We start from the raw sequence: 26,291 nt of genomic DNA, 5'->3' as shown, positions 1-26,291 counted from the left end.
GGATCAGAGCCCCCGCGAGACGAACAGCAGCAGCGTGCCCAGCAGCCCCAGCATCAGGGCGGCGCCGAGGAAGTCCGGCACCTTGAACACGCGCATCTTGGCGATGGAGATCTCGAATACCGCCAGCAGCAGCGCCCCGGCTGCGAGCTTGCCCAGATAGACGAGGACGCCGAGCGGCATGTGGGCGAGCCCGGCCCCGGCCGGGGCGAGGCCCCACGGCACGAACAGGCAGGCGATGAGCGAGATGTAGAGCAGCAGCTTCAGGTGCGCTGACAGCTCGATGAGGGCGAGGTGGCGGCCCGAATATTCCAGCACCATGGCCTCGTGCACCATGGTCAGCTCCAGGTGGGTGGCGGGATTGTCCACCGGGATGCGGGCGTTCTCGGCTACGGCGACGATCATGAGGCCGATCAGCGCCAGCGCCAGCGAGACGCGCAGGCCGACGCCGGCCAGCATCACCCCGGCCACCGTGGAGAGCTGGGTGGAACCGGCCACCAGCGCCAGGCAGAACACCAGCATGATCATGGCCGGCTCGGCCAGGGAGGAGATCATCATCTCGCGGCTGGCGCCCAGCCCGCCGAAGGCGGTGCCCACGTCCATGCCGGCGAGCGCCAGGAAGAAGCGGGCGCTGCCGAGCAAAGCGGTGATGGCGATGAGGTCCGCGGACCACGAGAACAGCAGGCCGGTGGCGAAGGTGGGCACCAGCGCCGCCGCCACCCAGGTGGCGGCGAAGATGAGATAGGGCGCGGCCCGGAACAGCCAGGAGGCGCCCTCCGCCACCACCGCCTCTTTGCGCAGCAGCCGGGCGAGGTCGCGATAGGGCTGGAACACGCTGGCGCCGCGCTTGCGGGCGAGCCGCGCCTTCAGCGCCCGCACCACCCCGGTGACCAGGGGGGCGAGGGCGAGCACCAGCAGCATCTGCGTGCCCTGGATGAGGAGAGCGCCGATCAGGGCCATATCGCCAGCACCAGCAGCAGGGCGAGCAGCGCCAGGAAGACGATGCCCAGATATTGGCGGATGGTGAGATGCTGGAGCGCGTTGGCGCGCTCGGACAGGGTGTTCACCGCGCCGGCGAGGGGCGTGAACAGCAGCGTCCAGGCCGGATCGTCGGCGCTGAGCTGGATGTGGGCGGGGCTGGCGTCGCCGGGGGGCGGCATCGTCACCTGCTCACGGGCCCGGAACAGTCCGGCGCCGAACACCCGGCGGATCGGCTGGGCGAAGCTGGAGGCCGAATATTGCGCGAGGGGAACGGGGTCGGGAAAGCCGCAGTCCCAGGCCGGCGCCCGCCGCAGCGCGCGGGAGGCGAAGCGGTGGATGAGCAGCGCCGCGAGGCCCGCCGAGAGGGCGATGAAGACGAACACCAGCAGGCCGTTGTAGCTGGAGCGGCTTTCGCCCACGGGGATGATGGAGAGCCAGTCCACGTCGCTCTGGACCGGCATCCGCGCGCCCATGAGCGGCGCGACCACCGGCTGCAGGGCGTCGATCACCGGCCCGGGCAGGATGCCCGCCAGCACGCACAGGGTGGCGAGGCCGATCATGCTCCCGCGCGACCAGCGGTCCACCTCGTGCGCCTGAGCCGCCCCTTCGGAGCGGGCGCGGCCGAGGAAGGCGATGCCGTAGAGCCGCACGAAGCAGGCCGCCGCCAGCGCCGCCGCCAGCGCCAGCAGCGCGCCCACCGCCGGTACCAGCAGCTTGAGGCCCCAGGGCGCCAGCGCCGGGCTGAGCAGGATGGCCTGGAAGGTGAGCCATTCGGAGGCGAATCCGTTGAGCGGCGGCAGCGCCGAGATGGCGGCGCAGCCCACCAGCATCACCGCCGCCGTGGTGGGCATCGCATGGATGAGCCCGCCGAGCTTTTCGAGGTCGCGGGCGCCGGTGGCGTTGAGCACGGCGCCGGCGCCGAAGAACAGCAGGGTCTTGAACAGGGCGTGGTTGAGCACATGGAACAGGCCGGCGGTGAGCGCCAGCGCCCCGGCCGCCTCCAGCCCGTTGCCCTTGAAGGCCAGGGCCAGGCCCAGGCCGACGAAGATGATGCCGATGTTCTCGATGGTGGAGAAGGCGAGCACCCGCTTCATGTCCGACTGGAACAGGGCCTGGAGCACGCCGAGGGCGGCGGTGATGCCGCCGGCGGCCAGCACCGGAATGCCCCACCACCAGTGCGGCGGGCCGGCGAGGTCGAACACGATGCGGATGAAGCCGTAGACCGCCACCTTGGTCATCACTCCGCTCATCAGCGCGGAAACATGGCTGGGGGCGGCGGGATGGGCCAGCGGCAGCCACACGTGCAGGGGCATCAGGCCGGCCTTGGAGCCGGCGCCGACGAGCGCCAGCGCCAGCACCAGGGCGGTGACGAGGGGGCCGTGGCCGCCGCCGGCCATGGCGTCGAAGGCATAGGCGCCGGACGATCCGGCCAGCAGCGCGAACGCCAGCATCAGCGCCAGGGTACCGAAGGTGGCCATGAGGATGTAGACGAAGCCGGCGCGCAGGGCGTCGGCGGATTTGTCGTGCGACACCACCATGGCCCAGGAGGCGAGCGACATCAGCTCCCAGCCGAACAGGAACGCATAGGCATCGCCCGCCACCAGCACCAGGTTCATGGCGCCCAGGAAGGCGGGGAAGAAGGGCAGCACCCGTTCCGGCGCCTGCTCGTGCCGGCCGTAGCCGAGGGCATAGAGGCTTGCGGCGACCCCGCCCAGGTTCACCACCAGCACGAAGAAGGCGGAGAGGGCGTCGAGCCGCAGGTGGGCGCCGATGACCGGCAGGCCGAGTGGCAGGGTGAGCGCGGCCGGCGCGGCGAACAGGCCGGAGAGGCCGGAGGCGAAGCCGAGCCCGCCGATGACGGCGCAGGTCCCGTAGACCAGGGGGCGCCCGGACGGCCGCCGCGCCACCGCGACCGCCAGCCCGGCGACGAGGGCGAAGGCCAGAATGGCGCACAGCGTGCCGGCCAATGGGGTTCCGGCCCATGGCGTGGCGGCGGTCCCGGCGAGGCTGGCGCCCGCGTTCATGATCTCAACCCTCCCCGCCCGCTGGCGGCAGGCGCCGGGAGGCGGATTTCAGCCGCACGCCCCGCCCGCCGGCCTCGCTCACCGCATTCTCGCCGATGAGCTCGATGCCCGCGGCTTCCAGGGCGGCCACCAGTTTCACGAGCGAGTCCACATTGCCGCGAATGACATCCTCGCTGGCCTCCATCCGCTGGATGGTGGGCACCGAGAGGCTGGACAAGGTGGCCAGGGCGCGCTGGTCGAGACCGAGCAGAGCACGGGCGGCACGAAGCTGGGCGGCGGTGATCACGCGGCACGCGAGGTTGGAATGGATGTCGTTAGGTTAAAGGCTATACCCGTCATTGTACGATTTCAACCTCAATTATTGATATATAAAACATCATAACGGGCACGTTCCGGCGGTCCTGACCGCTCCGCCCCCCTGGCCAGCGCCCCCGCTGCGAGCGGGCGGGAGAAGGCCGGGCAAGGGCTTCGAGCCGGCTTCGGCTTGAGCTTGGGCAAGGGCTTGGTTGTGTAAGGGCTTGGTTGTGTAAGGGCTTGGGCAAACGCCTCCCTCTCCGCCAGTCAGGCGCGGCGCGTGACCGGAGGATCGGGCAGGGGCCGTCGATGGCGCGGCATGGCCCTCTGCGCTGCCATGGGACCCCTCAAGCGGGGCTGCCGGCTCCGCCGCTGCCACGAGACACCGGCAAGAGACACCGGCAAGAGACACCGGCAAGAGAGTCCGCCAGGAGAGGCCCAGCAAGAGAGGCCCAGCAAGAGCCGCCGGGGCGCGTGTCTCCCGGAAACACGGTTCGGCCGCCCCTATCGCTGGCGGCGTCCCCGGCGCGGACGGGATGGCGGCGAGGCTGCCGCCGGCCGGGTCAGTCGGCGAGGCCGAGGGCCGGGGCGGCGCGCCGTTCCAGCACGTCGCGGATGGCGGCGATCAGTTCGTCTTCCTTCACCGCGAACTGGGCCGGGCGGGCGGCGCGGTATTCGGCATTGTCGGCGATGGAGGCGGCGATCTTCGCGCCCTCAACCAGGTCCTTGACCTGCACCTCGCCTGCGGCCTTCTCGTTGGAGCCCTGGATGATGACGGCCGGGGCGCCGCGCTTGTCGGCGTATTTCATCTGCGCCTTCATGCCGCCGCCGCCGAGATACATCTCGGCGCGGATGCCGTTGGCGCGCAGGTCCGACACGATCTTCATGTAGTCGGCGATGCGCTCCGGCTCCTTGTCCATGGCCAGCACCACCACCGGGCCGACCTCGGCGTCGCTGTCCATCTTGCCGAGGAAGGCGAGCGCCGAAAGCAGGCGCGACACGCCGATGGAGAAGCCGGTGGCTGGCACCTTCTCGCCGCGGAAGCGGGCCACCAGGCCGTCATAGCGCCCGCCGCCGGCCACCGAGCCGAAGCGCACCGGGCGGCCATCCTCGTCCTTGATCTCGAACGTCAATTCCGCCTCGTAGACGGGGCCGGTGTAATATTCCAGGCCGCGCACCACCGAGGGGTCGATCTTCACCCGGTCCTCATAGCCGGCGGCGGCCACCAGGGTGCGGATGAGGTTGAGCTCAGCCATGCCCTCCAGGAAGGCGGCGTTGGTGGTGAGGGCGGCGGCCAGCGCCACGTCGCCGGAAATCTCCACCTTCACCCCGTCGGCGTCGGCGCTCACGCCCTCGCCGGTGAGCATGGCCAGCACCACGGCGCTCTGGCGGGCGTCCAGCCCGGCGCCCTTGGTGAAGTCGCCGCTCTCATCCTTGCGGCCGGCGCCCAGCAGCAGCGCCACGCCCTCCGTGCCGAACTTGTCGAACTTGTCGATGGCCCGCAGCACGGTGAGCCGGCGCCCGGCATTGTCGTCGCCGCCGAGGCCGATGGCCTCCAGCACGCCGTCGAGCACCTTGCGGTTGTTGACGCGGATCACATAGTCGCCGCGCGGCACGCCGGCGGCCTCCAGCGTGTCCGCCGCCATCATGCAGATCTCGGCGTCTGCCGCCACCGAGGGGGCGCCGACGATGTCGGCATCGCACTGCATGAACTGGCGGAAGCGCCCGGGGCCGGGCTTCTCGTTGCGGAACACGTAGCCGGCACGGTGCGAGCGATAGGGCTTCGGCAAAGCGTCGTAATGCTCGGCCACATGGCGGGCCAGCGGCGCCGTCAGGTCGTAGCGCAGCGACAGCCACTGCTCGTCGTCGTCCTGGAACGAGAACACGCCGGCATTGGGCCGGTCCTGGTCGGGCAGGAACTTGCCGAGGGCGTCGGTATATTCGAACGCCGGGGTCTCCAGCGCCTCGAAGCCGTAGAGGGCATAGACGGCGCGGATCTTGGCCAGCATGGCGTGGGTGGCGGCAAGCTCCGCGCCGGTGCGGTCGGCAAGGCCGCGCGGCAGGCGGGCCTTTGGCTTCAGATCTTTCGCCATGGCACTCTTCAACGCTCGTCTTCGAGGGGAATCGTCGGGGCGTCTTAGAGGACGGGGCCTTGGGCCGCAAGGCGCCGCCGCGCCGACGGGACCGGCGCGGCGCGCATATCCGCGCGTGCGTGCCGGTCAGATCAGCGGCGGGATCGCGGGGTCGATGGGCACCTCGATCACCAGCGGGCCGTCGCCGGCGAAGCCTTCGACGACGCGGGCCTTGAGCGCCTCCAGGTCGGAAATGCGCGCGGCGGCGCAGCCATAGCCCTGGGCGAGGCGCACGATGTCGATGCCCGGGATGTCAAGGCCCGGCACGCCGGGGGTCTCCTCCAGCACCGCGAAGGACTTCAGGATTCCGTACTCGCCATTGCGCAGGGCGATGAAGACGATGGGCAGCTTGTTCTGCGCCGCGGTCCACAGCGACTGCACCGAATACTGGAACGAGCCGTCGCCAATGATGACGATGACCGGCCGGTTGCGCCCGGTGTCGCGCTCGCCCAGGGCGATGCCCACCGCGGCCGGCAGGTTCCAGCCGAGCCCGCCGGAGGCGAAGGTGAAGAAGGTTTCCGGCTCGGTGATGGGCCAGTGCTGGTGCAGGTCGGCGAGGTTCGAGGGGGATTCCTCCACCAGCACCGCGTGGGCCGGGCGCACCTGCGCCAGCGCCGCGAACACGGCGGCGGCGGTGGGCACGTCGCCGGCCGGGGCCGGGTCCGGCTGGCGGGCCGGATGGGGCGCCATGCGGTGCGGGGCCGGGGCGACGCGGCTCGCCGTCGCCGGAACCGCGGGAGGGGTGACGAGGTCGATGAGGGCGGCGGTGGCGAGCACGGCGTCCGCCACCAGGCTGTCGCCGACGGGCGCGCGGGCGGTCTCGGCCGGATCGTCGGAAATGTGCAGCAGGCGCGTGCCCTCGGGCAGGTAGTCGCCGGCCACGTAGGGATAATAGCGGAACACCGGGGCGCCGATGACGATCGCCACGTCATGCCCCTTCAGCCGGGCGCTGAGCGGGCCGATGGCGAACGGCAGGCCGCCGGCATAAAGCGGATGGTCCTCGGGGAACGGGCAGCGCTCGGAGGCCGGCGCGGCGAACACGGTGGCGCCCAGCTTCTCGGCCAGCGCCACGGCGGCGGGCCAGCCCTGGCCGCGGTCGATGGCGGCGCCGTAGATGAGGGCGGGGGCCTTGGCGGCGGACAGGATGTCGGCGAAGTCCTTCAGCCGGTCGCGGTCCGGGGCGGTGCGCCGGCCCACGGTGCGCACCACGGCGGCTCCCGCGAGCGGCTTGTCCCAATCGTCCAGCGGCAGGGAGAGGAACACCGGGCCGGCGGGGGCCTGGAGCGCGGTGGCATAGGCGCGCATGAAGGCGGCGGGCACGTCTTCCGGCCGGGCTGGCTCATAGGCCCATTTCACCCACGGGCGCGGCAGCTGGGTGGCGTCCACATTGGTCAGCCAGGGTTCCATCAGCAGCATTTCGCGGGTCTGCTGGCCGGCGGTGACGATGAGCGGCGTCTTGTTGAGGCTGGCCGTGATGAGGTTGCCCATGGCGTTGCCGAGGCCGGCCGCGGTGTGCACGTTGACGATGGCCGGCTTGCCGGTGGCCTGGGCGTAGCCGTCGGCGATGGCGATGGCGGAGGCTTCCTGCAGGGCCAGGTGATAGGTGAAGTCGGCCGGGAAGTCCTTCAGGAAGGTTTCCTCGGTGGACCCCGGGTTGCCGAAGAATGTGGTGAGCCCCAGCTTGCGCAGGAGGTCATGGGTGACGGTGCGGACGGTGGATGTCGGCGTCTGCTCGGCCATTCGCTTGTCCTTTTGGAGCCTGCCCCTGGTGCGTGTCCCCTGGTGCGCGCCTCTGGAGCATGCCCTCTGGAGCCTGCCCCGGGGGCTCAGCCCCGGGCGCCGCGATTCGGGACGTTCCGTCAGGCTCGCCGAAACGCAGCGGAATCGCCAGTCCCGGATGGGAAGCCGGCGGGCCGGGCGGTCAGCCGGCCACGTAGACCCGGGTGCCCAGCGGCACGCGCTCGTAGAGGTCGATGATGTCCTGGTTGAGCAGGCGGATGCAGCCCGAGGACACCTGCTGGCCGATGCTCCAGGGCTCGATGGTGCCATGGATGCGGAACATGGTGTCGCGCTCGCCGTCGTAGAGATAGAGCGCGCGCGGGCCCAGCGGATTATCCTCGCCGCCCGGCAGGCCGGCCGCATAGGGGCCGTAGCGCTGCGGCTGCAGCTTGATCATGTTGGCGGTGGGTGTCCAGTGCGGCCACTTTTCCTTGCGCTTGATGGTGGCCCAGCCCTTGAAGGAATAGCCCTGCTTGCCCACGCCCACGCCATAGCGCAGCGCCCGGCCGTCCTTCTGCACCAGATAGAGGAACTTGTCGTTGATATCGACGACGATGGTGCCCGGCGCCACCGGCGGCAGGTGGCGCGGATAGGCCACCTCCTGGCGCAGGAACTGAGGGTCCACCTCGCTGATGTCGATGGCGTCCACCGCGTGCGGCTCGCCTTCGACCGGGCCGTACATGCGGGCCATGGGATGGACCGGCGGCGGTGAGTTGGTGACGCAGGCGGCGAGCGCCAGTGGCGCCCCGAGGACGAACAGGCGACGCGTGAGACGCTCAGGCTTTAGGGGATCACTGGCCATGGTGTGCCCAACAGGAGACGGAACGGGGTGCCGTCGCGCGTCGACGCGCGGCTCACGACGGGGAGCCCGCCGGCTTCAGCGCATCTAATCGCGGTAAGGTGGCATTAAGGTTAACGCGGCAAGAAAAACCGACGGCGCGATCTCGCAAGCGCGAGATGAGCTGTAGCACGCAGGGTCCGCCTCCGGGTGTCCTGCATGCAACACCCGCCGAACGAATGGATTTTCAGGCGATGTTTTCGCGCAATCGTGAGCGCTCTCACGGCAGCTCCGCCACCGTGCCGGGGGTGACCGCGAAGCGCTGGGCACCGGCGAGGGCGGCGAAGGCCGCGGGGTCGGCGCCGGTCATCCAGACCTGGGCGCCGAGCCGCGCCAGGGCCTCGAACAGGCCGGCGCGCCGCTGCGCATCGAGATAGGCGGCCACGTCGTCCAGCAGTAGCACCGGCGACAGGCCCTGCATGGCCGCCACCAGCCGGGCGTGGGACAAGGTGAGGCCGATCAGCAGGGACTTCTGCTCGCCGGTGGAGCAGCGGGCGGCCGGAAGGCCCTTGTCGCCATGGCTGACCTGGAGATCGGTGAGGTGGGGGCCTTCCAGGGTGCGGCCGGCGGCGCGGTCGCGGCTGCGATTGGCGCGCAGCAGGGCGCGGTAGCGATCCTCCACCTCCAGCGCCGGTGCCGTGGCGATGAGCCGTTCCACCGCGCCGTCGAGGGTGATCTGGGCGAACGGGAAAGGGGAGGTCTCGTCGCGGTGGGCCGCGATCTCGGCGGCGAGGCGCGACACCGTCTCCAGCCGCGCGGCCGCCACCGCCACCGCCAGCTCCGCCAGCTCGTGCTCGACGGCGTCGAGAAAGCGTGGCGCGCCGTTTTCCTCCAGCAGGCGGTTGCGGGCCCTGAGGCTCCGCTCGAGCCCGTTGACGCGTGAGCCGTGGCTGGCGTCCACCGCCAGCACCAGCCGGTCGAGATAGCGCCGCCGCTCGGCCGGCGGCCCGGTGAACAGGCCGTCCATCTCCGGGGTCAGCCAGATCACTTTCAGATGATCGAGGAAGGCGGTGGCGGAGGCGACCGGCTCGCCGTCGATGCGGCAGCGGCGCTGGGTGGCCTCGGGCGTCTCCAGCCCCGTGCCGAGCCGCACCTCGCCGAGCGCGCCGTCCACCTGGGCCGAAACCGCCCAGGCCGCCGCCCCGCCCGCGCCGCCGGCCTGGTGGCCGATCTCGGTGAGTTGCGCCCGCCGCAGGCCGCGCCCGGGGGAGAGCAGGGAGAGCGCTTCCAGCACGTTGGTCTTGCCGGCGCCGTTGGGGCCGGTCAGCACCACCGGCCCGTCGCCCACGGCGAGGCGCGCCGACACATAGGAGCGGAAGCGGGTGAGGGCGAGGGTGCGGATGCGGGCGTGGGACATGGCCGGAAATCACGGAGGCGCGGCGCGTGGCGCCGCTGTCGCGCGCCGCGCCCGCCGGCGGCGCGCGGGGGCGCTCACACCCGCATGGGCATCAGCACGTAGAGGGAATCGGTCTTGGTGGAATCGCGCACCAGGGTCGGCGAGCCGGGATCGGCGAGCTTCAGCTCCGCCGTGTCGCCTTCGAGCTGGCTGGTGATGTCCAGCAGGTAGCGCGAGTTGAAGCCGATCTCCAGCGGCTCGGAGGCGTAGTCCACCTCCAGCTCCTCGGTGGCGCTGCCCGAATCGGGATTGGTCACGGAAAGGGTCAGCTTGCCGTCGGCAAGCGCCAGCTTCACCGCCCGCCCGCGCTCGCTGGACACGGTGGAGACGCGGTCGACGGCGGCGGCGAACTCGTCCTTGTCCACGTTCAGGGTCTTGTCATTGCCCTGGGGGATGACGCGGCCGTAATCGGGGAAGGTGCCGTCGATGAGCTTGGAGGTGAGCACGATGGCGCCCACCTGGACCCGGATCTTGGTGGTGGAGACCGAGACGGTGGCCTCCGCCTCCTTGTCCTCCAGCAGCTTCTGGATCTCGGCCACGGTCTTGCGCGGCACGATTACGCCCGGCAGGCCGGTGGCGCCCTCCGGCGCCTCCAACTCGGCCTGGGCGAGACGGTGGCCGTCGGTGGCGACCGCCCGCAGCATGGGCTTGCCGGTGGCGGCGGCCTCGGTCACATGCAGGTAGATGCCGTTGAGGTAGTAGCGCGTCTCCTCGGTGGAGATGGCGAACTGGGTCTTGTCCACCAGGCGGCGGAACTCCACCCCCTTCACCTTGAAGGTGTGGGGGAAGTCGCCGGCGGCGAGGTCCGGGAAGTCGGCCTCGGGCAGGGTCTGCAGCTGGAACCGGGCGCGGCCGGCGCGCACCGTGAGGGTGCCGCGCTCGCCGCCGGCCTCGAGCTGAACCTGGGCGCCGTCCGGCAGCTTGCGGACGATGTCGTAGAGCACGTGGGCGGGCACCGTGGTCGCTCCCGCCTGGCCCACCTCCGCCGGCACCGTCTCCACCACCTCCAGGTCGAGGTCGGTGGCCTTCAGCTCCAGCCCCGGCTTGCCGGCGCGGATCAGCACGTTGGCGAGGATCGGGATGGTGTTGCGCCGCTCGACGACGCGATGCACATGGCTGAGCGACTTGAGAAGCTCGGCGCGCTCGACGGTGACCTTCATGGCCCTGGCCCGTTTGCTCTTCGCTCTGGAGCCGCGCTCCACCGGTTCCGGTCGGTCCGGGCGGCGGGGCCGTCTCCAAATTCAAGGATTAGGAACGTCGGCCCGATTCTCCCCGGGGTGGGGCGGACCGGACGTGCTCCAGGGTGGCCGGCATTCGCAGCTGCGAGCGCCGGGCCGCCGACATTGCCGCCCGTGCCGGCGCAAAGCAAGGGCGGGCGGCGAAAATCGCGCGACGGTTCCGCTTGTCCTGCCAATCCACAGGCGCCGCCGCACGGCGTGGCAGCGTCCGCGCCGCAAAACGCCGAAGGCCGGCGGGTGTCGCCCGCCGGCCTTCGGATCCCTGCGCCTCGGGGCCGGTCCTGGAGCCTCAGGCTTCCAGGATGGCGCGCTTCAGCACCTCGATCTCGTCGGCGAGGGCGCGGTCGGTGCCCATCAGGCGGTCGATCTTGCGCACCGCGTGGAGCACCGTGGTGTGGTCGCGGCCGCCGAAGCGCCGGCCGATCTCCGGCAGCGAGCGCAGGGTGAGCGTCTTGGCCAGGTACATGGCCACCTGGCGCGGCTTCACCACGTTGGCGGTGCGGCGCTGGGACAGGATGTCGGCGCGCGAAACGTTGTAATGCTTGGCGACGATGCGCAGGATGTCGTCCACCCGCACCCGCTTGGGGTCGCTCGGGCGGATCAGGTCCTTGATGGCGTTCTCCGCCATCTCCAGGGTGACCGGCTCACCGGTGAGCTGGTTGAAGGCCAGCAGCTTGTTGAGCGCGCCATCGAGATCGCGCCCGCTCTGGCCCACGGAATGGGCGAGGAATTCCAGCACCGGCGCCGGCACGGCGAATCCCTTGTGCTGCTCGGCCAGGGTCTGGTGGCGCGACTTCAGGATCTGCAGGCGCAGGTCTTCCTCGAGCTGGCCGAGCTCGACCACGAGGCCGCCGGCCAGGCGCGAGCGCACCCGCTCGTCGAGGTGCTCAAGCTCGGAGGGCACGCAGTCGGCGGCCAGCACCACCTGCCGCCCGCCGTCCAGCAGGGCGTTGAGAGTGTGGCAGAATTCCTGCTGCAGGTTGTTGCCCTTGAGGAACTGGAGGTCGTCGATCACCAGCGTGTCGATGGTGCGCAGGGCGTCCTTGAAGGCGATGGCCGAATGGGTCTTCAGGGCGGCGACGAAGCCGTACATGAAGCGCTCGGCGGTCAGATAGATGGCGCGACGGCCGTTCTGGCCCGCCGCCCAGACCACCGCCTGCAGCAGGTGGGTCTTGCCCAGTCCCACGGCGGCATGGAGATAGAGCGGGTTGAACACCGGATTGGCGCCGCTGGCGGCTTCCGCCACCTGGCGGGCGGCCGCATGGGCAAGGGAGTTCGACTTGCCGACCACGAAGGTCTCGAAGGTCAGGCGCGGGTCCAGCGGCGAGCCGGACGACATGTCGGATGCCAGGCTGTTTACGCTCGCGCTGCTTGCCGCAGCGGCGGGAGCGGGGCTGGCGGCGGCCGCCTGCGGGGCCGGGCCGGAGGCGGCAGCGGGACGCGCCTCGGGGCTGCGCTCGCTCACCACCTCGCGCCGGCCGGTGGCCTTCAGCGGCATGGGGCGGGCCACGGCGGAGCGCACCGCCACGTCGACGCGGCGGCGGGCGCCGCTTTCCTCGGCGAACAACTCGCAGATGCGGGGCAGGTAGTTTTCCTGGATCCAGGACTTCAGGAATCGCGTCGGCACCGACAGATGCACCGCCTCGCCGGTCAGCGCGTCCAGCTCCATGCGGGCGAACCAGCTCGAGAACTTCTCTTCTCCGATCTCGTCGTGCAGGCGCTGGCGAACGCGCTCCCAAGGGGTCATTTCGGCATCGGTCCCAACTGTGACGGCGAGGCCGGCCGGAAAGGCGGCTCTGCCGGGTTGTGTGTCATCGGCGGAATGCTGTTTGAGCATGAAAGGCCTGCCGCGCGCGAGGCGCGTTCCCATTTGTGGCGCAAAAGGCAGCCGCGCCCGGACGGGCTGCGTGGACCTTCTGCGGGGTTTGAATCGGGTGGCGCGGGCGATGCCCGCCTGCGGACGACCTAGCGCGCCATCATGCGCTCGCCATCGCGGGGGAGCCTGGACATCCCAGCGGCCGTGTCGCTGAGGGGCGGGCCATACGCAGCACAGGACGGCCGAGTGGAAGCGAAAGCTGCTGCATTCGATGCGCCAGTTGTGCGTGAAGTCATAGCCGCCCCATCTACCGCCGGCGGACCCGCCCGGCTGTCGCTTGAATGAACCAGATTTCCTGTTGCTTTGAAATCATCCAGGAGTGGAACCGATGTCCGCTCTTAGCATAGCCCCGTCAGGTTGAAGTCCATGCAGGTGCACCGGCCGTGGGTGCATGGAATGTCATGTGTACGTAAAGCCACGACATTCCCTCCTCCTCTTTCATGAAGAGCCTCGAAACCTTCAAGCTGTCGGTGAAAACTCGGTGTCGCTCCCGAGGTGAAGCTGACCATACACAGCCCCCCGGGGGGGTGCAACGCCTTTCCCCTCGCCCATGGGATAGCGGGTAAAAAGGTCGCTGCGGGGGGCTTTCGCGGGCCTGTCCCTCAGTCGGCAAACCTCTGGCCAAGCTATCAGAATCCGAGGCTTCCGTAGCATCGTGCCGCTGGCGTGGGAGGCGCGGGCTGCGGTGTTTTCATACCCCGGCCGGACGCCGGCCGGTCCGCCTCCCGGGCTTTGCCCCATAAGTCGCTAAGCTGCATATCGATTTTCTGCGCGATCGGAGGCCGGTGGGGTGTGCAGCGCGAAAGCGGGCCGGGCGGGCCGACTTGACGCGCGCCGCCGAGTGCGCCGTCCGCCGATTCTCATCCTCGCCGGGCGTCCGCCCGGTGGGGGAACGAAAAAGGCCCGGCACAGCCGGGCCTTTTCGAACCTGCGAACGAAGCGGCCGGATGGCCGCCCTGGAGATCAGGCGCTGAGCTTGCGCACCCGGGCCGCCAGGCGCGACACCTTGCGGGAGGCCGTGTTCTTGGGCAGCACGCCCTTGGTGACGGCGCGCATGATCTCGGGCTCCGCCGCCTTGAACGCGGCGCTGGCCGCCGCCGGATCGCCGGCGGTGAGGGCGTCCTCGAGCTTGCGCAGATAGGTGCGCACGCGCGAGCGGCGCGAGCGGTTCACTTCAGTCCGGCGCTCGATCTTGCGCGCCGCTTTCTTGGCGGAAGGCGTATTGGCCATCGGCCGTCCTTGCTGGTTTGCGCACTGCGGATCGATGCCTTGCGGCCAACCCGTCCTGCGTTGGAATGGGTGAACACGCGGGCGGCTCGCGCCACCTGCGAAGTGCCGGGCTTATAGGGGGCGTGGGCGCGCGCGTCAAGACGGCACCCGCCGGGCCGGGGAAGTGGGCGGCCGACCGCCGGTGCCGGCGGCATCTGCCGGACCCCGGCGCTTTTTGCGCCGCCGGGCGGCTGGACGAAAACGGCCTCCATCGCGTATGTCCTGCCGACGCTCTATATATGCGCGCACCCGGGCGTTCGGGGCGGACGCGCCGGAGCAGGCGGAGCCGAGGGCCGAGAACACGGCCGGCCTTAGGGCAGACAGGAGCGGGGGGCAGGCATGAGCGACGTGGCTGTGAGCGATCGTCCGGTGAACGACAGCCTGGTGACGGTGTTCGGGGGCTCCGGCTTCCTGGGTCGCCATGTGGTGCGGGCGCTGGCGCTCCGGGGCTACCGCTTGCGGGTGGCGGTGCGGCGGCCCGAGCTCGCCGGCTTCCTGCAGCCGCTGGGCTATGTGGGCCAGATCCAGGTGGTCCAGGCCAACGTGCGCTTCCCCGAGTCGGTGGAGCGGGCGGTGGCCGGGGCCGACGCCGTGGTGAACCTGGTGGGCGTCCTGGCGGAGAGCGGGCGGCAGAGCTACGACGCGGTGCATGTGGCTGGCGCCCGGACCGTGGCGGGCGCGGCCGCCAAGGCCGGCATTCCGCTGGTGCATGTCTCCGCCATCGGCGCCGACGCCGCGTCCCCCTCCGGCTACGGCCGCAGCAAGGCGGATGGCGAGGCGGCGGTGGCCGCGGCGCACGGGTCGGCTGTGATCCTGCGTCCGTCCCTGGTGTTCGGTCCTGAGGACACCTTCTTCAATCGTTTCGCAGCCCTGGCGCAGCTGTCGCCGGTGGTGCCGCTGATCGGCGGCGGCGCCACCCGCTTCCAGCCGGTGTTCGTGGGTGACGTGGCCCTGGCGGTGCAGCGGGCGGTCGACGGCAAGGCCACCGCCGGCGCCGTCTACGAGCTGGGCGGCCCGGAGGTGCGTTCGTTCCGGGAGCTGATGCAGCTCATCCTGCGCGAGATTGGCGCCCGGAAGCTGCTGCTCAATGTGCCGTTCGGCCTCGCCAGCCTGGTGGCGGGCCTCACCCAATGGATTCCGGGCGCGCCGCTGACGCGCGACCAGGTGGCGCTGCTGCGGGTCGACAATGTGGTGTCGCAGGCGGCCACGGCCGAGGGGCGCACGCTCAAAGGGCTCGCCGTCACGCCCACGGCGCTGTCGGTGGAACTGCCCACCTATCTCTGGCGATTCCGCAAGGCGGGCCAGTTCACGCAGTTGGAAGTCTGACGGGCTGGCGCCCGCCGGCTCCACCGGCGGGCGCCAGCGGGCGGCCTTGGCGTCGCTCACGGAAAGTCCCCGCGGCGGGCCGGATGTCATCCGGGGATCTGATCCATGGGATTTGAAATCAAGATTTGCGGCCTGAAGACGCTGGAGGCTCTCGACGCGGCGCTGGCCGCCGGGGCCGACATGGTCGGCTTCGTGCATTTTCCCCGCAGCCCGCGCCATCTGGCGCTGGCCGCGGCGCCGGCCCTGTCGGCGCACGCGCGCGGCCGGGCGCTGCGGGTGGCGCTGGTGGTGGATGCGGACGACGCCCTGCTGGCCGACGTGATCGCCGCCCTCGACCCCGACCTGCTGCAGCTGCATGGCCACGAGGCACCGGAGCGGGTGGCCGAGGTTCGCGCCCGGTTCGGCCGGCCGGTGATGAAGGCGCTGCCGGTAGCAGTGCGGGCGGACCTCGACCGGGTGGGCGCGTATGCCGCCGCCAGCGACCGGCTGCTGTTCGACGCCAAGCCCGCCCCCGGTGCCGCGCTGCCGGGCGGCAACGGGCGGACCTTCGACTGGGGGCTGATCCGCGGCCTTGACGCCGGTCGCCCGGTCATGCTTTCCGGAGGGCTTGACGCCGGCAACGTCGCCGAGGCCGTCGCCGCCACCGGCGTGGGCGGGGTGGACGTGTCCTCGGGCGTGGAAAGTGCGCCTGGCGTGAAGTCGCCCGAGAAGATCCACGCCTTCGTCGCCGCTGCGCGCCGGGCAAAAGCCGGCGCAGCCGAGACCCTAAACCCCTCACTGAAGGCCCAGGCTTCGTGAACGCGCTCAATTCCTACCGCACCGGGCCCGACGACAACGGCCATTTCGGCATCCATGGCGGGCGCTTCGTCGCCGAGACCCTGATGCCGCTCATCCTGGAGCTGGAGGCGGCCTACAAGGCGGCCCGGGCCGACCCGGCCTTTCAAGCCGAGATGGACGGTTACCTGTCCCATTACGTGGGCCGGCCCTCGCCGCTCTATTTCGCCGAGCGCCTCACGGAGCATCTCGGCGGCGCCAAGGTTTATTTGAAGCGCGAGGAGCTGAACCACACCGGCTCCCACAAGGTGAACAACGTGCTGGGCCAGATCCTGCTGGCCCGCCGCATGGGCCGCACGCGGATCATCGCCGAGACCGGCGCCGGCCAGCACGGTGTCGCCACCGCCACCCTGTGCGCCCGCTTCGGCCTGAAGTGCGTGGTCTACATGGGCGCGGTGGACGTGGAGCGGCAGGCGCCCAACGTGTTCCGCATGAAGCTGCTGGGCGCCGAGGTGGTGCCGGTGCAGTCCGGCTCGCGCACCCTCAAGGACGCCATGAACGAGGCGCTGCGCGACTGGGTGACCAACGTTTCCGATACCTTCTACTGCATCGGCACGGTGGCCGGCCCGCACCCCTATCCCTCCATCGTGCGCGACTTCCAGTCCATCATCGGCCGCGAGACGCGGGCGCAGATGCAGGCGCTGGAGGGGCGCCTGCCGGACAGCCTGGTGGCGGCGGTGGGCGGTGGCTCCAACGCCATGGGCCTGTTCCATGAGTTCCTGGATGACCCCGGGGTCGAGATCTTCGGGGTCGAGGCCGCGGGGCGCGGCATCGAGACCGGCGAGCACGCGGCCTCCATCGCCGGCGGCCGGCCCGGCGTGCTGCATGGCAACCGCACCTATCTGCTCATGGACGGCGACGGCCAGATCACCGAGGCCCATTCCATCTCCGCCGGCCTGGATTATCCCGGCATCGGGCCGGAGCATTCCTGGCTCAACGACGTGGGCCGGGTGAAATATCTGTCGTGCACCGATCAGGAGGCGCTCGACGCGTTCCAGCTTCTGACCCGGCTGGAGGGCATCATTCCCGCGCTCGAATCCGCCCATGCGGTGGCCAAGGTGATCGAGCTCGCGCCGCAGCGGCCCAAGGATCATCTGATGGTGGTCAATCTCTCCGGCCGGGGCGACAAGGACGTGCCGCAGGTGGCCGAGATTCTGGGAGCCCGCTTATGACGACGAACAGCGTCCGTATCGCCTGCGCCCTCGCACTCTCCCTCGCCAGTGGCGGCGCCCTGGCGGCGGGCGGGCCGGCGGGGCTGACGCTCTCCACCAACACGCTGCGCACGGATGCCGCCGGGGCCTTCATCTCGGTGGCGGTGCAGAACACGGCGTCCACCACCTTCGGTCAGGTGGTGGTGAGCTGCACCTTCACCGGCGGGGGGCGGACGCTGGGCACCTCGTCCACCACCTTGTTTTCCCTGGTGGGCGGCACCACCGGCAACGATCAGGTTCGCCTGATGGGCGCCACCGCCGCCACCGCCGCCGCCTGCGAGATCACCAGCGCCCAGTGAGCGCGACCGCTCCCGCTCAAGGGGCGGCAACCATGGCATTCCCGATCCGATGACCACCCGCATCGCCGCCCGCTTCGCCGCGCTCAAGGACGAGGGCCGTCCCGGCCTCGTGACCTTCATCACCGCCGGCGACCCCGACGCCGAGACCGCCCTCGGCATCCTGAAGACGCTGCCGGGCGCCGGCGCCGACATCATCGAACTCGGCATTCCGTTCACCGATCCCATGGCCGACGGCCCGGCCATCCAGGCCGCCGGCCTGCGCGCCCTCAAGGGCGGCCAGACCCTGGCCAAGACCCTGGCCATGGCCCGCGTGTTCCGGGCGGAGGACGACGCCACGCCGATCGTGCTGATGGGCTATTACAATCCCATCTACGTCTATGGCGTGGAGCGGTTCCTGGCGGATGCCCGCGCCGCCGGGGTGGACGGCCTCATCGTGGTGGACCTGCCGCCGGAGGAGGACGCGGAATTGTGCCTGCCGGCGCTCGCCGCCGGGCTCGACTTCATTCGCCTCGCCACTCCCACCACCGACGACGCGCGCCTGCCCACGGTGCTGAAGCACACGGCCGGCTTCGTCTATTATGTGTCGATCACCGGCATCACCGGCTCGGCCACCCCGGACGCCGACGCTGTGGGCCGCGCGGTGGCGCGCATCAAGAGCCATACCGACCTGCCGGTGGCGGTGGGCTTCGGCGTGAAGACACCCGAGCAGGCGCGGGCCATCGCCGCCGGTGCCGATGCGGTGGTGGTGGGCTCCGCCCTGGTGGAGACCGTGCGGCGCACCCTGGATGCGGAGGGCAAGGCCACCGCAAACACCGTTCCCGCCGTGGAAGCGCTGGTGACGAGCCTGGCGGAGGCGGTGCGCAGCGTTCGCCGCTGAGGGCCGGCAGGCGCGCGCGAGGCGGCCGCGACCGCGGGCCGCCCGGCCATGCCGCGGTGGTTGTTCGATGGAGCCGCACCACGACCCTGACCGATTTCGCGTGGCTGGCTTTGGCCGCCTATGGCGTCCATATGCTGGAGGAATACCAGCTCAACTGGCGGGACTGGGCGCGCGCCGTCATCGGCCTGCCGGTGGAATGGAGTGACTGCCATGTCACCAACGCCGTGGTGGTGGTGCCGGGGATCGTCCAGGCGGAGCTGGCGCCCCGGGTTCCGCTGGCGCCGCTCGGCTTCGCGGCGCTGATGGCGTCGCCGGTGGTCCTTCTGAAAGTCAGGTCTCATCCCCTCTTTCGACAGGACCGCTGAGCGCACCGCGCGCGACAGCGGACTTTGCCGCACTTTCGCCGCGACGGGCTTGCCATTAGAGAGAGTTGCGGAAATGCTGCAGCGCGACGCGCGGCGGTGTCCGTCCGCCCCCGGAGATGACCCCTGTGAACTGGATTTCCAACGTCGTCCGCCCCAAGATCCGCGATTTCCTGGCGCGCCGCGAGGTTCCGGAGAACCTGTGGGTGAAGTGCCCCGAGACCGGGCAGATGGTGTTCCACAAGGATCTCGAGGCCAATCTCTATGTGATTCCGAGCTCCGGCTATCACATGCGCATGGACGCGGTGAAGCGCTTGAAGGCCACCTTCGACGACGGCGCCTATGACGAGGTGCCCCTGCCGGAGGTCGCCACCGATCCGCTGAAGTTCCGCGACGAGCGGCGCTACATCGATCGCCTGAAGGACGCCCGCGCCAAGACCGGCTACCAGGATGCGGTGAAGGTGGCCACCGGCCTGCTGGAAGAGCTGCCAGTCACCATCGCTGTGCAGGATTTCGGCTTCATGGGCGGCTCCCTGGGCATGGCTGCCGGCGAGGCGGTGGTGAAGGGGCTGGAAACGGCGGCGGCCAAGGGCACGCCCTTCATCATGTTCGCCGCCTCGGGCGGGGCGCGCATGCAGGAGGGCATCTTGTCCCTCATGCAGATGCCGCGCACCACAGCCGCCATCCAGGAGCTGCGCGAGCAGCGCAAGCCCTACATCGTGGTGCTCACCAACCCGACCACCGGCGGCGTCACCGCCTCCTACGCCATGCTGGGCGATGTGCAGATTGCCGAGCCCGGCGCCCTCATCGGCTTCGCCGGCCCGCGCGTGATCGAGCAGACCATCCGCGAGAAGCTGCCGGACGGCTTCCAGCGGGCCGAATATCTCTTTGCCCACGGCATGCTCGACATGGTGGTGCATCGCCACCAGATGCGCGAGACCCTCGGCCGGCTCACGCGCCTGCTCATGAAGGCGCCGGCGCTGCCGCCCCAGGGCCGGCTGACCGGCCCGGCCGCGGCCTGAGGCGTCCGAAGGCAGACACGATCATGGCCCTGGCAAAGCGGAAATCGGAGCCCGTGGAGATCCTGGCGCGCCTCTCGGCCCTGCATCCCAAGAAGATCGACCTGTCACTGTCCCGCATGGAGCGGCTGATGGCCGCCCTCGGCCATCCCGAGCGGCGCCTGCCGCCGGTCATCCACGTGGCCGGGACCAATGGCAAGGGCTCCACCATCGCCTTCATGCGCGCCATGCTGGAAGCCTCCGGCCGCCTGGTGCACGTCTATACCTCGCCGCACCTGGTGCGCTTCAACGAGCGCATCCGCCTCGGCGCGCCGGACCGCGGGCGACTGGTGAGCGACACGCTGCTGGCCGATGCCCTCGACCGGGTGGAGGCGGCCAATGCCGGCGCGCCCATCACCTTCTTCGAGATCACCACGGCGGCGGCCTTCCTGCTGTTCTCCGAGCATCCGGCCGACGTGCTGCTGCTGGAGGTGGGCCTGGGCGGCCGCCTGGACGCCACCAACGTGGTGCCCTCGCCGCGCACCAGCGTCATCACCCCGGTCTCCATCGACCATGTGGATTTCCTCGGCGCCACGGTGGCCGCCATCGCCGGTGAAAAGGCCGGCATCATCAAGCCGCGGGTGCCGGTGGTGGTGGGCGAGCAGCAGGGCGAGGCGCTGGCGGTGATCGAGCGGGCGGCACGGCGGCTGGCGGCGCCGCTGTTCGTGCGCGGCGAGCACTGGCATGTGCAGGAGGAGGCAGGCCGGCTGGTCTATTCCGACGAGGATGGGCTGGTGGACCTGCCGCGCCCGCGCCTGGTGGGGCCGCACCAGGTCGACAACGCCGGCCTCGCGGTGGCGGCGCTGCGCAGCCTGCGCCTGCCCGGTCCCGTGCAGGAGGCGGGCATTCTCGCCGCCGAATGGCCGGCGCGGCTGCAGCGCCTCGCCACCGGCGCGCTGGTGGCGCGGGCACCCGGCGGCGCCGAGGTCTGGCTCGACGGGGGCCATAACGCCGCCGGCGGAGCGGCGCTCGCCCACGCCCTGTGCGGGCTGGAAGAGCGCTATTCGCGGCCGCTGGTGATGATCGTCGGCATGCTGGGCACCAAGGATGTCAGCGGTTTTCTCAGCCCGTTCGCCGGCCTCGTCCGCGAGGCCATCGCCGTGCCGGTGCCGGACAACCCGGCCGGCCTCAAGCCGGAAGAGGTGGCGCAGGCCGCCGCCGGCCTCGGCATCCGGGCCCGGGTCGCGGCGGACGTGGCGAGCGCCCTCGACAGCCTCTCCGCGTTGCCGATGGTGCCGCCGGCGCGGGTGCTGATCTGCGGCTCGCTCTATCTCGCCGGCTCGGTGCTGGAGGCCAACGGCACCCCGGTGACCTGACGCGCCCGCCGCGAGGCGGGGCCGCGCCTGTGAATGGCGGGGGTGGAGCCGGCGCCCGGGCGGCCACGGCGCCGCGCCCCTTCAACGCTTTCTGGCGCTCCGGTAAAGTCTGGTTGACGAAATCGTGCTTGATTCGACGCCGGAAGGCTTCGTTCGCGCGTGGGATGCGCGGGGCGTTTGCCTGCGGCCGCCGATGGCGTGGCCGTAACGGTGGCCCTTCCCGGCTGTCGTGGTTCCACGCGACGGGGTGAGGCGGCGCGCGTCAAAACGAGCGGGCGCCGGGCGCGGGGGACCGGGCGCTCCGCGCGGCGGCCCCGATCACGGTTCACGAGCCGCTGGGTCCGGCGGGCGGGCGGACAGCGGTTCCAGGAAGAGGGCAGGGGCGAATGGCGGGGCGCGGCGTGACGACGATGGCGGCAAGGCTCCGGGGGCTGCGGCTCGGGGCGCGGCGGCCATCGGGCCCGGATGCGTCGGGTCCAACTGTGATCGGGCGAAGCGCTGCCGGGCGCGCGCTGCCGCTTCTGCTGACCTCGACCGCCCTCACCGCCTGGAGCGCGCCCGCCGTCGCTGCCGGCATGGGCGGCACGCTCGCGACCGCCTCGCCCTGGCTGGCCCTGGGCGCCGCCGCCGCGGCGGCGGCCTGGATGCTGGGCGAGCGCCGGGCACGGCTGGCGCAGGCCGCCGCCAGCGCCGCCGAAGCGCGGGCCGAGCAGGCCGCCGGCAGCGCCGCGCGGGCGCGGGCCGAGGCCCACAGCCTGCGGGTCCTGCTCGGCGCGGGCGCCGATTGCGCGCTGATCTGGCTGCGGCCGGGGGACGCGGCGGATTGTTTCGGCGTGCAGGAGGAGGCTCGCGCGGGCTGGCTCGGCGCGGCCGGCGCGCGGGAGGTGGACCTCGCGGTGGCCGCCCTGCGCGGCGGACAGGAGAACATCGAGCGCGGGCTCACGTCGGCCGATGGCCGGGCGTTCCGCATCGTCGGCCGCACCCTGAACGGCGCCGGCGTGGTCATGGTGCATCCGCTGCCGGCCGGCGAGCGCCCTGCGGACCGCGAGATGCTGGCGGGGCTGACCGCGGTGCTCCACGCGGCGCCGGCGCCGGCCTGGCTCCGGGCCGCCGATGGGGCGCTGACCTATGTGAACCCGGCCTTCGTGGCCGCGGTGGGCGCGGCCTCCGCCGAGGAGGCGCGGGCCCAGGGGCTGGACCTGCTCGACAGCAAGGCCCGCGCCGCGGCCGCCAGCGCCGAGCGCGGCTCCGGCGCCTTCCAGGGCCGGGTGCGGGCGGTGGCGCGCGGCCGGCGCCGCCAGCTCGACGTGGTGGAGGTGGCCGGCCCGTTCGGCATCGCCGGCCTGGCGGTGGACGCCACCGACGTGGAGGCGGCCCGGGCCGAGACCGCGCGCACCGTGGCCGCCCATCGGCGCACCCTGGACCAGCTCACCACGGCGGTGGCCATCTTCGGCGCCGACGAGCGGCTGGTGTTCCACAATGCCGCTTATGAGCGGCTGTTCGATTTCTCGCCGGCCTTCCTGGACCAGCGGCCTTCGGACGGCCAGATCCTCGACAACCTGCGCACCCGCCGCAAGGTGCCCGAGCAGGCCGATTTTCCGGCCTGGCGGGCGCAATTGCGCGAGGCCTATCGGGCGCTGGAGCCGGTGAACGACTGGTGGCACCTGCCCGGCGGCGAGATGCTGCGGGTGGTCATCACCCCCAACGCCGAGGGCGGCGTCACCTATCTGTTCGACGACCTGTCCGAGCATGTGGCGCTGGAAAGCCGCTACAACACCTTGATCCGCATCCAGGGCGAGACGCTGGACGCGCTGGCCGAGGCGGTGGCGGTGTTCGGCTCCGACGGGCGGCTGCATCTCTATAACGAGGCGTTCCTGTCGCTGTGGACGCTCGATGCCCAGGCGCTTGGCGACAAGCCCCATATCGACGCGGTGGCGGCGCTGTGCCGCTCGCGTCACGGCGAGAGCGCGGCCTTCTCGCGCATCCGCTCGGTGGTGACCGCCATGGAACACCGCGAGGCCCAGACCCTGCGCCTGGAGCGGGCCGACGGGCGGGTGCTGGACGGCACCGCCCAGCCGCTGCCCGACGGCGGCACCCTGGTCACCTTCCGCGATGTCACCGATAGCGTGAAGGTGGAGCGGGCGCTGATCGAGCGGGCCGAGGCGCTGGAGGCGGCGGACAAGCTGAAGAACGCGTTCGTCAGCCATGTCTCCTATCACCTGCGCACGCCGCTCAACACGCTGATGGGTTATGCGGACATGCTGCGGGAAGGCATGGCCGGCCCGCTCAACACCCGCCAGCGCGACTATCTCGACCACATGCGCCTGTCCTCCGACCAGCTGCGGGCGCTCATCGACGACATCCTGGACCTCGCCAGCATCGACGCCGGCGCCATGGAGCTGGACCTGACCGAGGTGGACGTGGGCGAGATGCTGGAGAGCGTCGCCGAGGCCGCCCACGACCAGCTGGAGACGGCGCGGGTGCGCCTCGTCATGGCGGTGCCGCGGGATGCGGGCCGGTTCACCGCCGATCCCAAGCGGGTGCGGCAGATCCTGTTCAACCTGCTCACCAACGCCATCGCCGCCTCGCCCGAGGGCGGCACGGTGACGCTCGGCGCCGAGCGCCGGCCGCAGGCGCTGTCGCTCACGGTGAGCGACGAGGGGCCGGGCGTGCCGCCGGAACTGGCGGAAACCCTGTTCGAGCGGTTCGAGAGCCGCAATTCCAACCCGCGCCATCGCGGCGTGGGGCTGGGCCTTGCCATCGTGCGCTCCTTCATGACCCTGCATGGCGGCTCGGTGAGCGTGGTGCCGGCGGCGACCCGCCAGCCCGGCGCGCGGGGCACCCTCGCCACCTGCGTCTTCCCCCTGCCCGGAACCTCGCACCAGGAAGCGGCCTGATGAGTGCCTTCATCCAGCGCATCGCCGGCGAGCCCGGCGCCTATCAGGTCGTCCTGCCCGACCTCGTCGCCACCGAGCGCCTCGGCGTGGTGCTCGCCTCCTGGTTCGGCGCCAACGACACCATCACCCTGAGCGGCGACCTGGGGGCCGGCAAGACCCAGCTGGCCCGGGCCCTGATCCGCGCCGTGGCGGGCAGCGCCGACGTCGAGGTGCCGAGCCCCACCTTTCCGATCGTCATCACCTACGAGTTCACGCGCGGCCGGGTGGTGCACGCCGATCTCTATCGCATCGTCGAGGACGAGGAACTGGACGAGATCGGCTGGGACGAGGCGGGCGACGACGCCCTGCTGCTGGTGGAATGGGCAGACCGGGCGGGCGGGCGCCTGCCGGAGAACCGGGTGGATGTGCTGCTGCTGCTGGCGCCCGACATCGGGCCCGAGGCCCGCATCGCCGTCATTTCCGGCCATGGCATCCTGGCGGAGCGGCTGACGCGCCTGCACGTGGCGGAAGGCCTCATCGATTCCGCCGGGTTCGGGAAGGCGGACCGGGTGTTCCTGCAGGGCGACGCCTCCAGCCGGTCCTATACCCGTCTCCTGCTGCCCAACCGCAGCGCCATCCTCATGAACGCCCCGCCCCGCCCCGACGGCCCGCCGCTGCGTGAGGGCGGGGTGCCCTACAGCCGGCTGGTGCATCTGGCCGAGGACGTGAAGCCGTTCGTGGCCATGGACCGGGCCCTGCTGGCGCAGGGCTTCTCGGCGCCGCTGATCCACGCCGCCGACATCGACGCCGGCCTCCTGGTGCTGGAGGACCTGGGCCAGGAGGGCGTGGCCGGCGGCGACCCGCCGGCGCCGATCCGCGAGCGCTACGAGGCCGCCATCGCCGTGCTGGCGGCGCTGCACGCCCGGCCGCTGCCGCACACCCTGCACGTGGCGCCCCGCGTGGAGCGCCCGTTGCCGGCCTATGACGTGCCCGCCTTCCTGGCGGAGGTGGACCTGATGCTGGACTGGTACCTGCCGTCCCGCGGCATCAAGGTCGACGGCGTGGCGCGGGAGGAATTCCACCTGTTCTGGCGCGGCGCCCTCAACGCGGTGATGGCGGAGCCGCCCACCTGGGTGCTGCGCGACTACCACTCCCCCAACCTCATCTGGCTGCCCAGCCGCGAGGGCGTGCAGCGGGTGGGGTTGATCGACTTCCAGGACGCGGTGCTGGGGCCCGCCGCCTATGACGTGGTCTCGCTCACCCAGGACGCGCGGGTGGATGTGCCGGAACAGCTGGAGCTTCAATTGGTGGGCCAGTATGTGAAGGCCCGGCGCCAAGCCGACCCGGGCTTCGACGTGCGCGGCTTCGCCCGCTCCTACGCCCTGCTCGGGGCCCAGCGGGCCACCAAGATCCTCGGCATCTTCACCCGCCTCGACCGGCGGGACCACAAGCCGCAATACCTGCGACACATCCCGCGCATACGGCGCTACCTGGCGCGCTGCCTCGGCCACCAGGAACTGGGCGCGCTGCGCGGCTGGTACGAGGCGGTGCTGCCATCGAAGGACCTGAACCCGTGACGCGCATTCACAAGGCGATGGTGCTGGCGGCCGGCCTCGGCACGCGCATGCGGCCGCTCACGGATCGCATTCCCAAGCCGCTGGTCCCGGTCTACGGCCGTCCCCTGGTGGACCATGTGCTGGATGCCCTTGCGGTCGCCGGCATCGACGAGGCGGTGGTGAACGTCCACCATCTGGCGGACCTGCTGGAGGCGCATCTGGCCGGCCGCCAGGGGCGGCCCCGCATCACCGTCTCGAATGAGCGCGGCCTGCTGCTGGAGACCGGTGGCGGCGTGCGCCGGGCGCTGCCGCTGCTGGCGCCGGGCCCGTTCGTGGCCATCAATTCCGACACCATCTGGATCGAGGGCGCGCGGCCCAACCTTGTCCGGCTGGTGGAGGGGTTCGAGGCCGAGCGCATGGACGCGCTGCTGCTGCTGGCCCCGGCCGCCACCTCCATCGGCTATGACGGCCTCGGCGATTTCCAGATGGACACCACCGGCCGCCTGAGCCGCCGCGCCGAGCGCATGGTGGCGCCCTTCATCTATGCCGGCGCCTGCGTGCTGAAGCCAGAGCTGTTCGCGGCGGCCCCGGAGGGGCCGTTCTCGCTCAACCGGGTGTTCGACCGGGCGGCGGAGCGCGAGCGCCTGTTCGGCCTGCGGCTCGACGGGGTGTGGATGCATGTGGGCACGCCCGAGGCCATCGCTTTGGCCGAGGAGGCGATTCAGCTCTCCAGCGAGTAGGATCGGCGGCTA

General features: G+C 71.2%; 21 protein-coding genes. 11 read left to right on the top strand and 10 right to left on the bottom strand.

Features of this window, described 5'->3' with window-relative positions:
• Positions 1-3: 3 nt before the first annotated feature.
• The 10 genes from V5F53_RS16540 to rpsT form a co-directional block, all read right to left on the bottom strand.
• On the bottom strand, positions 4-957 hold the full coding sequence (locus V5F53_RS16540; RefSeq protein WP_393994768.1) for a respiratory chain complex I subunit 1 family protein: 954 nt from the start codon (positions 955-957) through the stop codon (positions 4-6).
• The gene (gene hyfB, locus V5F53_RS16535) at positions 948-3,002 is read right to left on the bottom strand and encodes a hydrogenase 4 subunit B (RefSeq protein WP_393994769.1); all 2,055 of its coding nucleotides are present in this window, start codon (positions 3,000-3,002) and stop codon (positions 948-950) included. The genes V5F53_RS16540 and hyfB overlap by 10 nt, the downstream gene beginning before the upstream one ends.
• A gap of 4 nt (positions 3,003-3,006) precedes the next feature.
• Positions 3,007-3,288, bottom strand: a complete 282-nt coding sequence (locus V5F53_RS16530) for a transcriptional regulator (RefSeq protein ID WP_393994770.1) — start codon at positions 3,286-3,288, stop codon at positions 3,007-3,009.
• Between the two features lie 571 nt (positions 3,289-3,859).
• Entirely contained in the window at positions 3,860-5,389 is a 1,530-nt protein-coding gene (hisS, locus tag V5F53_RS16525; RefSeq protein WP_393994771.1) for a histidine--tRNA ligase, read from the bottom strand.
• A gap of 126 nt (positions 5,390-5,515) precedes the next feature.
• Positions 5,516-7,168, bottom strand: a complete 1,653-nt coding sequence (gene mdlC / locus V5F53_RS16520; RefSeq protein WP_393994772.1) for a benzoylformate decarboxylase — start codon at positions 7,166-7,168, stop codon at positions 5,516-5,518.
• A gap of 181 nt (positions 7,169-7,349) precedes the next feature.
• Complete coding sequence (locus tag V5F53_RS16515) at positions 7,350-8,009, bottom strand: L,D-transpeptidase (protein WP_393994773.1); 660 nt, start codon at positions 8,007-8,009, stop codon at positions 7,350-7,352.
• 256 nt (positions 8,010-8,265) lie between these two features.
• On the bottom strand, positions 8,266-9,402 hold the full coding sequence (gene recF / locus V5F53_RS16510; RefSeq protein ID WP_393994774.1) for a DNA replication/repair protein RecF: 1,137 nt from the start codon (positions 9,400-9,402) through the stop codon (positions 8,266-8,268).
• Between the two features lie 74 nt (positions 9,403-9,476).
• Positions 9,477-10,601: a DNA polymerase III subunit beta gene (gene dnaN, locus V5F53_RS16505; protein ID WP_393994775.1), complete on the bottom strand. Its 1,125-nt coding sequence runs from the start codon at positions 10,599-10,601 to the stop codon at positions 9,477-9,479.
• A 367-nt stretch (positions 10,602-10,968) separates the two neighbouring features.
• Complete coding sequence (gene dnaA / locus V5F53_RS16500) at positions 10,969-12,426, bottom strand: chromosomal replication initiator protein DnaA (protein WP_393994776.1); 1,458 nt, start codon at positions 12,424-12,426, stop codon at positions 10,969-10,971.
• Between the two features lie 1,092 nt (positions 12,427-13,518).
• Complete coding sequence (rpsT, locus tag V5F53_RS16495) at positions 13,519-13,785, bottom strand: 30S ribosomal protein S20 (protein ID WP_393994777.1); 267 nt, start codon at positions 13,783-13,785, stop codon at positions 13,519-13,521.
• A 378-nt stretch (positions 13,786-14,163) separates the two neighbouring features.
• On the opposite strand from rpsT, the gene V5F53_RS16490 reads away from it, so the two are divergent.
• The 11 genes from V5F53_RS16490 (at position 14,164) to V5F53_RS16440 (ending at position 26,279) form a co-directional block, all read left to right on the top strand.
• Positions 14,164-15,150, top strand: coding sequence for a complex I NDUFA9 subunit family protein (locus V5F53_RS16490; protein WP_393994778.1), 987 nt, complete (start codon positions 14,164-14,166; stop codon positions 15,148-15,150).
• 105 nt (positions 15,151-15,255) lie between these two features.
• Positions 15,256-15,948, top strand: a complete 693-nt coding sequence (locus tag V5F53_RS16485; protein ID WP_393994779.1) for a phosphoribosylanthranilate isomerase — start codon at positions 15,256-15,258, stop codon at positions 15,946-15,948.
• A complete protein-coding gene (trpB, locus tag V5F53_RS16480) occupies positions 15,945-17,156 on the top strand; it encodes a tryptophan synthase subunit beta (RefSeq protein ID WP_393994780.1) in 1,212 nt (403 codons plus the stop codon). Before V5F53_RS16485 ends, trpB begins: the two co-directional genes overlap by 4 nt.
• Positions 17,153-17,494: a hypothetical protein gene (locus V5F53_RS16475; protein ID WP_393994781.1), complete on the top strand. Its 342-nt coding sequence runs from the start codon at positions 17,153-17,155 to the stop codon at positions 17,492-17,494. The genes trpB and V5F53_RS16475 overlap by 4 nt, the downstream gene beginning before the upstream one ends.
• A gap of 49 nt (positions 17,495-17,543) precedes the next feature.
• On the top strand, positions 17,544-18,371 hold the full coding sequence (gene trpA / locus V5F53_RS16470) for a tryptophan synthase subunit alpha (RefSeq protein WP_393994782.1): 828 nt from the start codon (positions 17,544-17,546) through the stop codon (positions 18,369-18,371).
• A gap of 56 nt (positions 18,372-18,427) precedes the next feature.
• A complete protein-coding gene (locus tag V5F53_RS16465) occupies positions 18,428-18,736 on the top strand; it encodes a hypothetical protein (RefSeq protein ID WP_393994783.1) in 309 nt (102 codons plus the stop codon).
• Positions 18,737-18,861: 125 nt separating this feature from the next.
• Positions 18,862-19,755, top strand: coding sequence for an acetyl-CoA carboxylase, carboxyltransferase subunit beta (gene accD / locus V5F53_RS16460; RefSeq protein WP_393994784.1), 894 nt, complete (start codon positions 18,862-18,864; stop codon positions 19,753-19,755).
• Positions 19,756-19,778: 23 nt separating this feature from the next.
• Entirely contained in the window at positions 19,779-21,107 is a 1,329-nt protein-coding gene (locus V5F53_RS16455; RefSeq protein WP_393994785.1) for a bifunctional folylpolyglutamate synthase/dihydrofolate synthase, read from the top strand.
• A gap of 482 nt (positions 21,108-21,589) precedes the next feature.
• Positions 21,590-24,004: a sensor histidine kinase gene (locus V5F53_RS16450; RefSeq protein WP_393994786.1), complete on the top strand. Its 2,415-nt coding sequence runs from the start codon at positions 21,590-21,592 to the stop codon at positions 24,002-24,004.
• Complete coding sequence (tsaE, locus tag V5F53_RS16445) at positions 24,004-25,560, top strand: tRNA (adenosine(37)-N6)-threonylcarbamoyltransferase complex ATPase subunit type 1 TsaE (RefSeq protein ID WP_393994787.1); 1,557 nt, start codon at positions 24,004-24,006, stop codon at positions 25,558-25,560. The genes V5F53_RS16450 and tsaE overlap by 1 nt, the downstream gene beginning before the upstream one ends.
• Before the next feature lie 17 nt (positions 25,561-25,577).
• Positions 25,578-26,279: a nucleotidyltransferase family protein gene (locus V5F53_RS16440; RefSeq protein ID WP_393995397.1), complete on the top strand. Its 702-nt coding sequence runs from the start codon at positions 25,578-25,580 to the stop codon at positions 26,277-26,279.
• Positions 26,280-26,291 lie beyond the last annotated feature (12 nt).

It is taken from the genome of Xanthobacter cornucopiae (assembly GCF_043195065.2).
Taxonomy (GTDB): Bacteria; Pseudomonadota; Alphaproteobacteria; order Rhizobiales; family Xanthobacteraceae; genus Xanthobacter.
The sequence above is the reverse complement of the archived record's forward strand: the minus strand, read 5'-3'. Positions and strand labels throughout refer to the sequence as shown.

Bases quoted from the DNA above. Each gene is read 5' to 3' on its own strand.
- V5F53_RS16540 (WP_393994768.1), bottom strand. From the start codon at position 957: ATGGCCCTGATCGGCGCTCTCCTCATCCAGGGCACGCAGATGCTGCTG.
- hyfB (WP_393994769.1), bottom strand. From the start codon at position 3,002: ATGAACGCGGGCGCCAGCCTCGCCGGGACCGCCGCCACGCCATGGGCC.
- hisS (WP_393994771.1), bottom strand. From the start codon at position 5,389: ATGGCGAAAGATCTGAAGCCAAAGGCCCGCCTGCCGCGCGGCCTTGCC.
- mdlC (WP_393994772.1), bottom strand. From the start codon at position 7,168: ATGGCCGAGCAGACGCCGACATCCACCGTCCGCACCGTCACCCATGAC.
- V5F53_RS16515 (WP_393994773.1), bottom strand. From the start codon at position 8,009: ATGGCCAGTGATCCCCTAAAGCCTGAGCGTCTCACGCGTCGCCTGTTC.
- recF (WP_393994774.1), bottom strand. From the start codon at position 9,402: ATGTCCCACGCCCGCATCCGCACCCTCGCCCTCACCCGCTTCCGCTCC.
- dnaN (WP_393994775.1), bottom strand. From the start codon at position 10,601: ATGAAGGTCACCGTCGAGCGCGCCGAGCTTCTCAAGTCGCTCAGCCAT.
- dnaA (WP_393994776.1), bottom strand. From the start codon at position 12,426: ATGACCCCTTGGGAGCGCGTTCGCCAGCGCCTGCACGACGAGATCGGA.
- rpsT (WP_393994777.1), bottom strand. From the start codon at position 13,785: ATGGCCAATACGCCTTCCGCCAAGAAAGCGGCGCGCAAGATCGAGCGC.
- V5F53_RS16490 (WP_393994778.1), top strand. From the start codon at position 14,164: ATGAGCGACGTGGCTGTGAGCGATCGTCCGGTGAACGACAGCCTGGTG.
- V5F53_RS16485 (WP_393994779.1), top strand. From the start codon at position 15,256: ATGGGATTTGAAATCAAGATTTGCGGCCTGAAGACGCTGGAGGCTCTC.
- V5F53_RS16475 (WP_393994781.1), top strand. From the start codon at position 17,153: ATGACGACGAACAGCGTCCGTATCGCCTGCGCCCTCGCACTCTCCCTC.
- trpA (WP_393994782.1), top strand. From the start codon at position 17,544: ATGACCACCCGCATCGCCGCCCGCTTCGCCGCGCTCAAGGACGAGGGC.
- V5F53_RS16455 (WP_393994785.1), top strand. From the start codon at position 19,779: ATGGCCCTGGCAAAGCGGAAATCGGAGCCCGTGGAGATCCTGGCGCGC.
- tsaE (WP_393994787.1), top strand. From the start codon at position 24,004: ATGAGTGCCTTCATCCAGCGCATCGCCGGCGAGCCCGGCGCCTATCAG.
- V5F53_RS16440 (WP_393995397.1), top strand. From the start codon at position 25,578: ATGGTGCTGGCGGCCGGCCTCGGCACGCGCATGCGGCCGCTCACGGAT.